General features: G+C 73.2%; 12 protein-coding genes and 1 riboswitch. Of the genes, 7 read left to right on the top strand and 5 right to left on the bottom strand.

Translation table 11 applies throughout. The features are described from left to right. Nucleotides 1–44: 44 nt before the first annotated feature. Genes ACFYYB_RS22325 through ACFYYB_RS22310 form a run of 4 tightly spaced genes read right to left on the bottom strand, consistent with a single transcriptional unit; the run spans nucleotide 45 to nucleotide 4,090 of the window. Complete coding sequence (locus tag ACFYYB_RS22325; protein WP_389436977.1) at nucleotides 45–2,138, bottom strand: acetate--CoA ligase family protein; 2,094 nt, start codon at nucleotides 2,136–2,138, stop codon at nucleotides 45–47. A 1-nt stretch (nucleotide 2,139) separates the two neighbouring features. After that, the gene (locus ACFYYB_RS22320; RefSeq protein WP_389436976.1) at nucleotides 2,140–2,331 is read right to left on the bottom strand and encodes a ferredoxin; all 192 of its coding nucleotides are present in this window, start codon (nucleotides 2,329–2,331) and stop codon (nucleotides 2,140–2,142) included. Beyond that, on the bottom strand, nucleotides 2,328–3,641 hold the full coding sequence (locus ACFYYB_RS22315; protein WP_389436975.1) for an NADH-ubiquinone oxidoreductase-F iron-sulfur binding region domain-containing protein: 1,314 nt from the start codon (nucleotides 3,639–3,641) through the stop codon (nucleotides 2,328–2,330). Before ACFYYB_RS22315 ends, ACFYYB_RS22320 begins: the two co-directional genes overlap by 4 nt. Continuing rightward, complete coding sequence (locus ACFYYB_RS22310) at nucleotides 3,638–4,090, bottom strand: hypothetical protein (RefSeq protein ID WP_389436972.1); 453 nt, start codon at nucleotides 4,088–4,090, stop codon at nucleotides 3,638–3,640. The genes ACFYYB_RS22315 and ACFYYB_RS22310 overlap by 4 nt, the downstream gene beginning before the upstream one ends. A gap of 411 nt (nucleotides 4,091–4,501) precedes the next feature. On the opposite strand from ACFYYB_RS22310, the gene ACFYYB_RS22305 reads away from it, so the two are divergent. From ACFYYB_RS22305 to ACFYYB_RS22275, 7 genes are all read left to right on the top strand, one after another. Further along, a complete protein-coding gene (locus tag ACFYYB_RS22305) occupies nucleotides 4,502–5,689 on the top strand; it encodes an aromatic ring-hydroxylating dioxygenase subunit alpha (protein ID WP_389436971.1) in 1,188 nt (395 codons plus the stop codon). Between the two features lie 38 nt (nucleotides 5,690–5,727). Next, nucleotides 5,728–6,858, top strand: coding sequence for a spermidine/putrescine ABC transporter substrate-binding protein (locus ACFYYB_RS22300; protein WP_389436970.1), 1,131 nt, complete (start codon nucleotides 5,728–5,730; stop codon nucleotides 6,856–6,858). A gap of 124 nt (nucleotides 6,859–6,982) precedes the next feature. Then, nucleotides 6,983–7,783: an ABC transporter permease gene (locus ACFYYB_RS22295; RefSeq protein ID WP_389436969.1), complete on the top strand. Its 801-nt coding sequence runs from the start codon at nucleotides 6,983–6,985 to the stop codon at nucleotides 7,781–7,783. After that, a complete protein-coding gene (locus ACFYYB_RS22290; protein WP_389436968.1) occupies nucleotides 7,780–8,709 on the top strand; it encodes an ABC transporter permease in 930 nt (309 codons plus the stop codon). The genes ACFYYB_RS22295 and ACFYYB_RS22290 overlap by 4 nt, the downstream gene beginning before the upstream one ends. Nucleotides 8,710–8,714: 5 nt before the next feature. Then, on the top strand, nucleotides 8,715–9,800 hold the full coding sequence (locus ACFYYB_RS22285) for an ABC transporter ATP-binding protein (protein ID WP_389436967.1): 1,086 nt from the start codon (nucleotides 8,715–8,717) through the stop codon (nucleotides 9,798–9,800). A gap of 143 nt (nucleotides 9,801–9,943) precedes the next feature. Beyond that, on the top strand, nucleotides 9,944–11,260 hold the full coding sequence (locus ACFYYB_RS22280) for a flavin monoamine oxidase family protein (RefSeq protein ID WP_389436966.1): 1,317 nt from the start codon (nucleotides 9,944–9,946) through the stop codon (nucleotides 11,258–11,260). A gap of 97 nt (nucleotides 11,261–11,357) precedes the next feature. Next, a complete protein-coding gene (locus tag ACFYYB_RS22275) occupies nucleotides 11,358–12,695 on the top strand; it encodes an aldehyde dehydrogenase family protein (RefSeq protein WP_389437237.1) in 1,338 nt (445 codons plus the stop codon). Nucleotides 12,696–12,734: 39 nt separating this feature from the next. Here ACFYYB_RS22275 and ACFYYB_RS22270 read toward each other — a convergent pair whose 3' ends face one another. Further along, on the bottom strand, nucleotides 12,735–13,187 hold the full coding sequence (locus ACFYYB_RS22270; RefSeq protein ID WP_389436965.1) for an Ohr family peroxiredoxin: 453 nt from the start codon (nucleotides 13,185–13,187) through the stop codon (nucleotides 12,735–12,737). 75 nt (nucleotides 13,188–13,262) lie between these two features. Beyond that, a riboswitch (guanidine-III (ykkC-III) riboswitch) is annotated at nucleotides 13,263–13,319 on the bottom strand. Between the last annotated feature and the right edge of the window lie 51 nt (nucleotides 13,320–13,370).

Raw genomic sequence — 13,370 nt, 5'->3', positions numbered from 1 at the left:
CGGAAGGGATGGGGAAGTCGAGGTGCGCGGAGAGTGGCGCGGGGTCAGCCCAGGACGGCCCGTGCGTCCAGCGCCAGGGCGCCGTCGGGGCGGACCAGCAGCGGGTTGACCTCCAGCTCGGCGATCTCCGGATGCGCGGCGGCCACGGTCGTGATGCGTTCGATCACGTCGGCCGCGGCCGCCACGTCGACGGCGGGCCGGCCTCGGACCCCCGACAGCAGGGCGGCGGTCCGCAGCCCCCGCAGCAGTTCCCCGGCCCGCCGCGCCGGTACCGGCGCCAGCGCGAAGGCCACGTCGCGCAGGGTCTCGGTGAGGACCCCGCCGAGCCCGACCATGGCCACCGGTCCGAAGCGCGGGTCGCGGTTCACGCCCACGATCAGCTCGATGCCGTCCGAGAGGTCGGCCATCGCCTCGACCGAGTACGAGCCGGGGCCGAGCCGGGCGCGCATGTCCCGGTAGGCGGCCAGGAGATCGTCCCGGCCGGCCAGGCGCAGCGCCACGCCGCCCGCGTCGGACTTGTGCAGGAGGTGCAGGGCCTTCAGTACGTACGGGCCTTCGAACTCACCGGCCGCGGCCAGTACCGCGGCCTCGTCGGTGACCTCGCGGGCCGACGGGAACGGCACTCCGGCGGCGCCGAGCAGTCCGCGCACCGCGTGGTACCCCGGGTCCCGCAGCGGCGCGGCGGCGGCGGGCAGTGCGGGGAGCTCCGGGCCGGAGCGAGCCGCCCGGCGGGTCATCGCCGACAGCGCGCGGGCGGCGTCCTCCGTGGCGGCGAACACCGGTATCCCGGCCCCGGCCAGGACGCGGCAGCTCGGCGACTGCGGATACATCGACTGCACCACCAGGGGTTTGGGTGACTCCGCGAGGTGGGTGACGATCTTCTCGGCGGCCCGGGTCTCGCCCTCCGCAAGCACGGAGCCGCCCGCCGGCCCGCCGCCCAGGCCGCCCTCGGACGCCGCGTACCCGCCGAAGTAGCCCGTCATCAGGACCGCGTCGACCTCCTCGGCGGCGAGGAGGTGCCCGACCGTGTCGGCGTACGACAGGGGCTGCTGCTCGCCCATCCCCGCCAGGTCGACCGGGTTGGCGACCGCGGACTGCTGCCACAGCACGGTCCGCAGCCCTGCCTGGGTCGTGTCCGCGAGCTCCGGCACGTCCAGCCCGGCGTCCTCGGCGGCGTCGGCCGCGATCGCCCCGTGGCCACCGCCGTCGGTGAAGACCGCGGTCCGGCGCCCTCCCGTACGGGGCCCTGGGCGGCTGCTCACCGCGGCCAGTACGACGGTCATCTCCCGCGGCGTGCGCACCAGTTCCACTCCCGCGTCGCGGCAGGCGGCGGCCACGACGTCGGCCGACGTGGTGAGCGCCCCGGTGTGCGAGCGGGCGCTGCGCGCCGAGGCGGAGCCGCGCCCGGCGGTGAGCAGGACCACCGGTTTGCCCGCCGCGGCGGCGGCCCCGGCGAAGGCCCTGCCGTCGCCGAAGTCCTCGGCGTACACGGCGATCGCGGTGGTGGCCTCGTGGCGGGCGCAGTCCTCGACGAGGTCGACGAGGGTGACGTCGGCCTGATTGCCGAGGGAGACGAACCGGGAGAAGCCCAGGCCGTGCGGAGCGCCGCGGAGCTGGAGTTCGAGGGCGAGGTTGCCGCTCTGGCTCAGCAGGGCGGTGCCGCCGGGCGCGAAGCGGTCCGAGGCGAGGTACAGCTCGGTCGTGTTGTCCGCGATGCCCAGGCAGTTGGGCCCGACGAGCACGGCTCCGGCCTCCCGGACCCTGGCGACGACCGCGCGCTGGCGGGCCGCCCCCGCGGGGCCGGCCTCGGCGAAGCCGGCCGTGATGCCGACGATCGCCTTCGCCCCGCAGCCCAGGGCGTCCTCCACGGCCGCTTCGAAGCCGCTGCCGGGGACGGAGATCACCACCAGCTCGACGGGTTCGCCGATCGCCGCGAGGGACGGGGCCGCCCGTCTGCCGAGGACGGTGCCACCGCGCCGGTTCACCAGGTGCACGGGGCGCCGGCCCTCGGCGCGGAGCGCCTGGGAGGCCACGGCGTGGCCGTACTTGGCCGGATCGTCGCTGGCGCCGACCACGGCGACCGAGCGGGGGTCGAAGAGAGCGGTCAGATCACGGCGAGCGGTCAGATCACGTCCCATGTCACTTCTCCACTCGGAGCGCGGAGTTGGGGCAGCTCGCGGCGCAGTCGCGCGCCGCTTCCTCGGCGCCGGGCGGGACGGGGACGGCGATGACCTTCGCGTAGCCCCACTCGTCGAGTTCGACCAGGTGGGGTGCGTGTTCCTGGCACAGTCCGTAGCCCTGGCAGCGGGTTGAGTCCAGCAGGAGGTTCACGGTGTTCCTTTCAGCACGGGCGAGCGGGGTACGGTCCCGTCGCCCACGGCCGTGCCGGCGATCTCCGGTACGGCCACGGTGAGGCGGCGCCCTTGACCGCCCGCGGGTGAGGAGACGGCGGCGCAGCCGGGGCAGGGCCCGCGCAGGTGGGACCGGACGGGTTCGGGGAAGGAGCGCAGCAGGCTCCCGGCGATGCCCGCGGCGGCGTCGAGCAGGCCGCAGGCGCCGCGCCCGGGCAGGCCCCGCGACCACCGGTCCAGGTGGACGGGGGTGTCGGGGCCGGCGGTCCCCGTGGCGAGGGCGTACACGGCGTCGCGGACGGCCGCGGTGCCCGAGACGCAGACCCCGCACTGCCGTGCGCTCTCCGCCGCGAGGTGGCCGACGGCATCGGCGGCGGTGCTCACCGGGCAGGCTCCGGCGGCGAGGAAGCGGATCGCCCCGCAGCCCAGTGCCGTGCCCGCCGCGGTGAGCGCGCCGGGTTCGAGGGGGAGATCCAGGGCGCGGGCGTCGACGAACCCGCCGAACAGTCCGCCCATCAGGGCCCCGGCCGCGTCCGGGACACCGAGAGCGGCGGCCAGTACGCGCAGGGGGACTCCGTAGGGGACTTCGGTGAGGACGGGGGCGGCAGCGCCGCCCCCGGACAGGGTCACCAGGGTGGAGCGGGCGATCGACTCCCGCAGGCCGGGGCTGGTGGCGATGAGGGCGATGCGGGCGAGGGTCTCGACGTTGGAGACGAGGGTCGGCGCGCCGCCGACGCCGCGCTCGAAGGGACGGGGAGGCTTGGCGGTGGGCAGGGCCGGCCCGCCGTCGATCCGGCGGACGACCGCGCTCTCCTCCCCGGCGACGTAGGTGTGCGCGGTCTCGACGACCTCGACGGGAAGGCACGGCTCCCGTTCGGCGAGGGCCCGGCGGACGCGGTCGGCGGCCACCGGGTCCGAGAGGTAGACGTAGCCGCGTACGGCGCCGGTGACCGCGGCGGCGCGGGCGAGGCCGTCGAGGACCAGATGGGGCCTGGCCCGCAGCAGCCAGCGGTCCTTGACCGAGCCGGGCTCGCCCTCTTCGCCGTTCGCCACCACCACCGGGACGCCGCCGCGCTCGCGGACGGCGCGCAGCTTGACGGCGGCCGGGAAGCCGGCCCCGCCGCGCCCGCACAGACCGGATGCGGCGAGGTGGCCCAGCAGCTCGTCCGGGCCGGTGGCATCGGCGTAGCCGCCGGTGGCGAGGTACGCCTCGACGTCTTCCGGCGCGTCCGGAGCGGCTCCGAGTACGGAACCCGGTGGCTGCCCCGCCGGGAGTCGAATCGTGGTCATCGGATGCTTCCTGTAAGGGAGGTGGAGCGCAGGGTCAGCACCGCGCGCTCAAGTGCTGCACGGTCCGCGGCGGTTCGGGCGTATCCCGGTCCCGGGAGCCCGATGAGCATGCGGTGGTGGTCGAGGACCACCTCGCCGGCGAGCAGGGCGGCCGGGTGATCGCCCTGACCGGCGCCGTCGGCGGCGGCGGCGATCACCAGCGCGGCGACTTCGGCCAGGTAGCGCAGCCAGTCGCGCCGGCTGCCCCGCAGGACCAGGTGCTCCAGGCGGCGCCGCTCGGAGGCGACGAGCTCGGCCGGTGGTGCGGGTGCGGGTGCGGGGCCGGTGGGCCCCGTGGGTTCCGTAGGGGGACGGTGGGAGGAAGCGCGCAGGGCGGCGACCGCAGCGGGCAGTTCCCGCTCCGGTTCGGGGGTGAGCCCGAGCCAGTCCAGACGCCGACGACCGCTCATGCGTGCCTCCGGGAGGAGTGGGGGTGCCGTGAGCGACCGGGCCGGTGCCGTGTGCCGGGGGCGGTGTGGGGATGCCCGGGGCTCACCGCGGGGACGCCGATGGCGTGTGGCGGGAGATGGGGGAGGGGGTGGAGGGGTGCGGTCCGGGCGGATGCCAGGGCTCGCGGGGCCGCATCGGGTCAGACAAATGGCTCAGAAGAGGATGAACTCCGGTGCGGCGACGAGAATTACGCTAGCTGACCGATCGGTCAGCGTACAAGTCTTGACCCAGCGGAAATCAGCCAGCAATCTGACTGTCCAATCGGTCAGCAAGGTCTCGGCGTCCGCCCCGGCCCGCTGCCCACCGCCGGGTCGTCTCGCTGCCCTTCGCCGAGACCGATCGCCGCACCGCAGGTACGGAGGAGTCACCCGATGCACTCCAGAGCACCCGAAAAGCCCCCGGCCGACCAGCCGGTCCCGCAGGTCCCCGGGCCCGCCCTGTCGGCCCGCTACTACACCGATCCCGACATCGCCGCCGAGGAGATCCGGCACGTCTTCGCGAAGTCCTGGCAGCTCGTCTGCCACGAGTCCGACCTGCCGAACCCGGGCGCCCGGCTCGCCGCCACCGTCGCCGGCCGCGAGGTGCTCGTCGTCCGCACCGAGGACGGTGCCCTCGCCGCCCACCTCAACGTGTGCCGACACCGCGGAACGCGCCTGGTCACCGCTCCCGAACCGGCCGGCAAAGCGATCCGCTGTCCCTACCACGGCTGGACCTACCGCCTCGACGGAAGCCTGGTCGGAGCCCCCGAGGCACGGCAGATCCCCTGCCTCGACAAACCCGCGCTCGGCCTTCTCCCGGCCCGCGTCGAATCCTTCCTCGGGTTCGTGTTCGTCAATCTCGACCCCGGCGCGGTGCCCCTGGCGCAGCAGTGCGCCGGGCTCGCGGAGGCCGTCGGCCACTACGCCGGGGCCGGCCTGGTACCGGTCGGCCGCGCCCGGATCCACGACCTGGCCGCAGCCGAGGTCCAGGAGGCCAACTGGAAGGTGACGGTCGACAATTACCTGGAGGGCTACCACGTACCGGTGGCCCACCCGGGACTGATGCGGCTGCTCGACTACCAGGGCTACACCTGCGAGCTCGAGGAGTCCTACGCACTCTTCGCCTCGCCCCTGCGCGACAAGCCGTCCTCGAACTGGGCCGAACGCCTCTACCAGCGCATCGCCGCACCCATGCCCGGCCTCACCGAAGCCGACCGGCGGGTCTGGCGGTACGCGGTCATCTACCCGAACACCCTCATCGACTTCTACCCCGACCACGTCCTGGCCTGGACCGCGATCCCGACGGCGGTGGACCGGGTGGCCGTCCCCGGCGCGTTCTACACCCGTCGCGGTACGAGCCTGCGCACCCGCATCGCCCGCCGCCTGAACATCCACATCGGCTGGATCACCAACGACGAGGACGTCGAGCTGGTCGCCCGCGTGCAGAAGGGGCTCTCCACACCCGGTTTCGAGCCCGGCCCGCTGTCCCGCCGCGAGTCGGCGGTCGGCTGGTTCGCCGGCCGCATCCGAGCGGAGCTGGACGCCGTCGCAGATCCCGACACGGCCGACGCCGAGCACTGAACCGCGCCCCCCACGGCCCCCTACGGAGAGGACCCCGCATGTCCCCCGAGGCACACCCCCTGTCCAGACGCTCCCTCCTCCGCGCCGGCACCGCCGCCGCACTCGGCCTCGCCGCAGCCGGTTGCGGGTTCGCGGCCGGTGACGACGCGGCCGGCGAAGCGGCCGAGGCGACGCCGATCGACGTCAAGGTCGACGGCGACCTCGTCTACTTCAACTGGGCCGACTTCGTCGACCCGGCCGTCTTCGAAGGCTTCGAGAAGGAGTACGGCGTCAAGGTCGTCCAGTCGAACTTCGACTCGATGGAAGGCATGGCCGCCAAGCTCAACTCCGGGAACCAGTACGACATCATCTTCCCCACGGCGAAATGGTCCCAGCGCCTCGTCACCGGGGGGAAGCTGCGGACGATCGACCACACCCGGCTGAAGAACGCCGAGGCCGTGTTCGCCGGCTACGACTACTTCGCCGACCCCTGGTACGACCCCCGCTCCCGGCACACCGTGCCCTTCACCATGTACAAGACCGGCATCGGCTGGCGCCGCGACCGGCTCGGTGACCTGACCGGTTCCTGGGACGACCTGTGGAACGAGCAGGCCAAGAGCAAGGTCTTCGTACTCGACGACCGTGACGAGGTGCTCGGCGTGGGCGCGCTGAAGCTCGGCCTCGGCCTCACCACCGACGACCAGGACGAGCTCGCGCGCGTCACCGACACCCTGCGCTCGCTCCGCCCCCGTCTGCGCGGCTTCTCCAGCGACAGCTACAACAACCTGCTCAACGGCAACGCCGACATGACACAGGCGTGGAGCGGTGACATGGCCGCCATGCTCGCCCAGGCCGAGGACCCCGCCGTCTTCGGCTTCGAGGTCGCCCGCGAGGGCGCTCCCCTCAACTCCGACTGTTACGCGATCCCCGCCAACGCGCAGCACCCCGGCACGGCGATGCTCTTCATCGACTACATGCTCCGCCCGGAGAACGTGAAGAAGAACATCGAGTACATCGGCTACCCCATGCCGGTCCGTGGCACCGAGGACACCTACACCGCGCTCGTGGAGCCGTTCCCCCAGTGCCAGGTGACGGCGGCCGACCTCAAGGACGACCTCTACTTCCGCAACGGCACGGCCAAGGGCGAGCAGCACCGCGACGCCGCCTGGACCGATGTGAAGGCCGGCTGACATGCCACGACCTGATCTTCGGGGTCCGCGGAGCCGGTCCGTCCCGCCCCGTCCGCCACGCGGAGGACGTGCGGGGAAGGAGGCGAGGCTGTGGACCTGGTTCCTGCTCCCGGGCACCCTGTGGATGACCGGGTTCCTCGTCGCGTCCCTGCTCCTGGTGGCCACCCTCGCCCTCGGCACCACCGATCCGCTCGGGAACCCGCGCTTCGGGCTCAACTTCGAGAACTTCGCCGCGCTCGCCGATCCGGCCTACCGCACCGTCCTGCTGCGCTCGCTCGGCTACGCGCTGATCACCTGCCTCATCTGCCTGGCCGTGGCCTACCCGGTCGCCTACGCCATCGCCCTGCGCGGCGGCCGCTTCAAGAGCCTGCTGATCGCCGCGATCGTCGTGCCGTTCTTCGCCAACTACCTGGTACGGATGTACGGCTGGTCCGTGGTGCTCTCCGACGACGGGCCGGTGCTGAGGGCCCTGCGCGCCATCGGCCTCGCCGACGGCGACACCAAGATCCTCCAAACCGCCCCGGGGGTCATCGCCGGCCTCGTCTACGGCTTCGTGGTCTTCATGATCATCCCGCTGTACGCGGCCATGGAGCGCATGGACACCTCGCTCATCGAGGCCGGGCGGGACCTCTACGGCGGCCCCTTGAGGACCTTCCTCTTCGTCACCGTGCCCGCCACCCGCCAGGGCGCGGCCGCCGGCTGCGTCCTCGTCTTCCTGCCCGCCATGGGCGACTTCGTCAGCGCACAGCTCATGGGAGGCCCCGACCAGATCATGATCGGCAACCTGATCCAGGACAAGTTCTTCCAGGGCCAGAACTGGCCGCTCGGCTCGGCCCTGACCATCCTGCTGATGGCGGTCCTGCTCATCGGGATGCTGGGCTACCTGAGGCGCACCCGCAAGGACGAGGCGGAGGCGGTCCGATGACCCCGCGCCCCGTTGCCCGTACGGCACCTTCACCTCGTACGGCTCCGTCACCCGGTACGGCACCGTCACCCGGCACGGCTCCGTCACCTCGTACGCCGCGCGGCAGGCGGCGCCGCGGCGCCGACCGCCGGCCCCGGTTCGCCATCGCCGTCACCGCGGTCTTCTTCGCGCTGCTCTACCTCCCCGTCGGCGTCGTCGTCCTCTTCTCCTTCAACGCGCAGAAGTCCCTCACCGTCTTCGACGGCGCGAGCCTGCGCTGGTACCGCGCGTTCCTCCGCGACGAGGCACTCGTCGGCTCGCTCGGCATGAGCCTGCGGGTGTCCCTGGTCGCGATGGCCGTCTCGCTCGTCCTCGGAGTGCTCCTCGCCCTCGGACTGGTCCGCGGTCGCGGCCGCCTCGGCTCCTTCGCCGGCCTGGTCATGCTCGTACCGCTGGTCACCCCGGAGATCGTCACCGGCGTCGCGTCGATGATGCTCTTCAAGGGCCTCGGCATCACCCTGTCCACCACCACCGTGATGCTCGCCGAGGTCACCTTCTCCATCTCCTACGTCACGGTCATCCTGCGCTCCCGCATCGCGGCCCTCAACCCGGAGGTCGAGGAGGCGGCGATGGACCTCGGAGCCACCCGCCGCCAAGCCCTGCGCCTGGTGACCCTGCCCGCGCTGCTCCCCGGCATCCTCGCGTCCGGGGTACTCATCTTCGCCCTGGTCTTCGACGACTTCGTCCTCGCCTACTTCACCACCGGCGTCGACCCGCAGCCGCTTTCCGTCCGCATCTACTCGGCGATCAGGTTCGGCGTCCAGCCCACCATCAACGCCGTCGGAACCCTGATGCTCGTCGGGTCCATCGCCCTCATCGCCTTCGCCCTTGCCATCCCGCGCCTCTTCGGCCGCCGAGGCGGCCTCGATCTGCTCCCGGGGAAGTGACACCGATGCACCACCCGAACCCCCAGCCCGCCGTCCGGCTCGACCGGGTCGCCAAGCAGTACCGCAACACGGACACCTACGCCGTCCACGACGTCACCCTCGACATCGCCCCGGGCGAGTTCTTCTCCCTCCTCGGCCCCTCCGGCTGCGGGAAGACCACCCTCCTGCGCATGACCGGAGGCTTCACCGACCCCACGGAGGGCAGCGTCCTGCTCGGCGGCGAGGACGTCACGGGTCTGCCGCCCAACAAGCGCAACGTCAACACCGTCTTCCAGAGCTACGCCCTCTTCGACCACCTCTCGCTCGCCGACAACGTGGCCTTCGGCCTCAAGCGCAGCGGCGTGCCCCGCGCCGAGATCCGCCAACGGGTCGGCGACATGCTGGACCTCGTACAGCTCGGGGAACTGGCCGGCCGCAAACCGCCCACCCTCTCCGGCGGCCAGCGCCAGCGCGTCGCCCTCGCCCGCGCCCTGGTCAACCGGCCCCAAGTGCTGCTCCTGGACGAGCCGTTGGCCGCCCTCGACCTGAAACTGCGCCGGCGGATGCAGGTCGAGCTCAAGCAGATCCAGCGGGAGGTCGGCATCACCTTCGTCTTCGTCACCCACGACCAGGACGAGGCCCTGACCATGTCGGACCGCCTCGCCGTCATGAACGAGGGCCGCATCGAGCAGTGCGGCACGCCGGAGGACGTGTACGAGCGCCCCACGAGCAGCTTCACGGCCACCTTCATGGGCACCTCCAACCTGGTCCAGGGGACCTACCGCTCCGGTCGCGTCGTCCTCGACCAGGGGCCTGCCCTGCCCGTCGGTCCCCGGTCCGGCGTCCCCGACGGCAGCCCGGTCAGCCTCTCGATCCGCCCCGAGAAGATCTGGCTCTCCGGATTCGAACCGGGCATGGCCAAGGTCGGCGGAGTCGTCCGGGAGACCGTCTACTCCGGCCCGACCACCACCTACCTCATCGAACTGGCCCCCGGCGTCACGGTGTCCGTGCTGGAGCAGAACACCGTCCGCTCCCGCATGGAGGACCGCTGGAGCGGCGGCGAGCAGGTCGAGATCGGCTGGAACCCCGAACACTGCCTGGTCCTCGACTGACGGGTTCTCGACCGACCGGTCCGCGACGGACCGGTTCGCGACGGACCGGTTCGCGAACCGACCGGTCCTCGACCCGGTTCTCGACCGACGGTCCTCCCATCGCCCCCGCCGCCATCCGGCACCGACCGAAGGAAGCACACCCCATGAACCACGACGTCATCGTGCTCGGCGCCGGACTGGCAGGCCTCGCCGCCGCCCGCGACCTGGCCGCGGGCGGGGCAGACGTCCTCGTCGTCGAGGCACGGGACCGCGTCGGCGGACGCGTCGAACAGACCACCCTCCCCGACGGCCGGCTGGTCCAGCTCGGCGGGGAGGTGGTGGGCCGCGCCCACACCGCCTACACCGCCCTCGCCGCGGAACTGGGCCTGACCCTGGTCCCCAGCTACGTCGCCGAGCCCGGCGCCCTCGTCCGCGCCACCCCCGAAGGAGTCTCCGCCACGGATCCGCCCCACTGGTTCGGCCCCGGCGACGACGCCTGCCACGCCAAGGTCACCGCCGCCTTCACGGCGCTCGCCGAGACCGTCGACCCGGCCGACCCCTGGTCCCACCCCGAGGCCGCGCACCTCGACCGGCTGTCCGTCGGCGCCTGGCTCCGCGCCCAGGGCGCCACCCAGGCCGTCGTCCGCCTCTGGGAGATCGGCCAACTCGCCCTCGCCGACGGCTCCTGCGAACGGACCTCCCTGCTCGCGGCCCTCCGCAAACACGCCGCCGTACCCGGCACCGGCCACTACGAGTACGAGGCGTGGGAGGGCCTGCGCGTCGCCGAGGGCTCGGCCACCGTGGCCCTGCGCATGGCCGAGGCCCTCGGCGGCCGGATCCGTACGGGCTCACCCGTCGAGGCGGTCGCGATACGCCGGCCCGGCCGCAGCTCCGTACGCCTGGCCGGTGGCGAAACCCTCACCGCCGCCGCCGTGGTCAGCGCCCTCCCGGTGGGGCCGCTCCGCGCGGTCGCCGTCACCGGGGTCACGGACGAGCGACTCTCCTCCCTGCACCGCCAACGCCACGCCCTCGCAGCCAAGTTCACCGCCGCCTACGCCCGGCCCTTCTGGCGCGACCGGGGCCTCAGCGGCCTCTCCGAAAGCGAAGGGATCCTCGGCAGCACCTGGCCGCAGAGCGAAGGCATCCTCTCCGCCCTCGTGCCGCCCGAACGCTACGGCGTCCTCCTCGGTGCGCCCGCCCCCCTGCGCACCGCCGAACTGCTGGCCGACATCGCGCGCCTCTACGGCGACGAGGCCAACCGGCCGCTCGCCACGTTCGTCCGGATGTGGGGCACCGACCCGTGGACCCAGGGCTACGTCACCCAGTGGACCCCCGGCGACGTCATGGCCGTCGGCCCCCGGCACGGCACCCACGAACCCCCTTTCTACGTCTGTGGATCCGACCAGTGGGTGGCCGGCTACATGGAGGGCGCCGTCCGCACCGGACGCGCCGCCGCCGAGGAGGCCCTGCGCCGTGGCTGACACCCCGCACCACCGCACGGGACCCGTGGACCACCACACCGGTCCCCTCTCCAACCACATCGGGGGAGTGGACCGGCCGGCCGCCTCGGGCGAGACCATGCCCCTCACCGACCCCGCCACCGGCCGCGTGCACGGCCATGCCCCGCGCTCGGGCCCCGCCGACACGGACGCGGCCTGCCTCGCGGCAGCGGCCGCGTACGGGCAGTGGTCCCTCACCACCCCGGCGGTCCGGCAGTGCGCCCTCCTCGCCGTGGCCGATGCCATCGAGGCGCACGCCGATGCCTTCACGGCCGCCGAGACCGGGGACACCGGCAAGCCCGCCGAGCAGTTCAGGGACGACGAGCTGCCCGCGATCGTCGACGCCGTCCGCTACTTCGCCGGGGCCGCGCGGAACCTCCCGGGCGCCGCCGCGGCCGAGTACACCGACGGCCGCACCTCCCTCCTGCGCCGCGAACCGGTCGGGGTCTGCGCCCAGATCACCCCCTGGAACTACCCGCTGATGATGGCCGCGTGGAAGATCGCTCCGGCCATCGCCGCCGGAAACACCACCGTGCTCAAGCCCGCGGACACCACCCCCTCCTCGTCCGTGCTCCTGGCCCGGATCGCCGCGGAGTACCTGCCGCCGGGCGTGCTCAACGTCGTCTGTGGGGACCGCGACGCGGGCCGCGCCCTCACCGCCCATCCGGCGGTCGCCCTGATCGCGGTCACCGGCAGCGTCCGAGCCGGACGGGAGATCGCGGCGGCCGCCGCGGCCGGCCTCAAGCGGGTCCACTTGGAACTCGGCGGGAACGCGCCCGTCATCGTCCACGAGGACGTGGACGTGAAAGCCACCGCCGCCGCCCTCGCCGCGGTCGCCTACTACAACGCCGGCCAGGACTGCACCGCGCCCACCCGGTTCCTGGTCCACCACCGGATCCACGACGCGTTCCTCGCGGCCCTCGCCGCCGAGGCGGCAGGGCTCCGCGCCGGCGCCGACTTCGGCCCCCTCAACAACGCCGGCCAACTCGCCTCCGTACAAGGGCTGCTGGACCGGCTGCCGCCCCACGCCGATATCGTCACCGGCGGCAGCCGGTCCGCGGGCCCCGGCTTCTTCCACGAGTCCACCGTGATCGCGGGCGTCCGCCAGGACGACGAGATCGTGCAGGAGGAGATCTTCGGACCCGTCGTGACCGTCCAGTCCTTCGCGGACGAGGCCGAGGCCCTGCACCTCGCCAACGGAGTGCGCTTCGGCCTGGCCGCGAGCGTGTGGACCACCGGCCACGAGCGCGCGATGCGCGCCACCCGCGCCCTGCACACGGGCATCGTCTGGGTGAACACCCACGGCACCACGGTCTCCGAGATGCCGCACGGCGGAGTCAAACACTCCGGCTACGGCAGCGACCTCTCCCTGTCAGGCCTCCTGGACTACACCCAGGCCAAGCACGTCATGCTGTGACCGGGGCCGCGAGGGATGCCGTCACCGTGGCGGCCGGGCTCAGGCCCCGTCGGCGGGAGCCGGGTCGTCCAGGGCCAGGAGCGTCAGCGGTACGTTGCCGCGTACGGCCTGCGAGTAGGGGCAGACCGCGTCCGCCCGGTGCAGCAGCGGCTGGAGGTCCGCCGCCCGCCACCCGGGCAGACTGACGGTGAGGGCCACCGCCAGACCGTAGCCCGCGGGCGTGTCCGTGGTGCCGAGCTGCACTTCGCACGCCACGCGTGCGGCGGAGGCGTCCGCCCCGAACTCGGCGGCGACCTCCGCGAGCGCGGAGGTGAAGCAGGCGGCGAAACCGGCCGCGAACAGCTGCTCGGGGTTGGTGGTGCCGGGGACGTTCTTGCGGGGCGGGGCGAGGCGGACGTCCACGCGGCCGTCCTCGGTGCGGACGGATCCGGTGCGGCCCCCGGCCGCGTGCGCGGTCGTCCGGTACAGGCTGCGGGTGAGTGGCACGGTCATGGCGTTCGGCCCATCTTGCTCGACGAGGACGCTGCCCGGGTGCGGACAGCGGAAGGCGCCGCTGGTGCGGCACCTCGCGCGTCGTCGTGCGTAACCGGGTACGGCGCGTCTCGTCCGGGGCCTGGGGTCGGCCGCCGGACAATCTAGCAACGGAGAAGGCCGGCCGGGGCGTCGCCCGCGGTG

The sequence above is a fragment of the Streptomyces sp. NPDC002886 genome, from assembly GCF_042888445.1.
In the GTDB taxonomy this organism is placed as follows: Bacteria; Actinomycetota; Actinomycetes; order Streptomycetales; family Streptomycetaceae; genus Streptomyces.
This window is presented reverse-complemented; position numbering and strand designations above follow the sequence as displayed.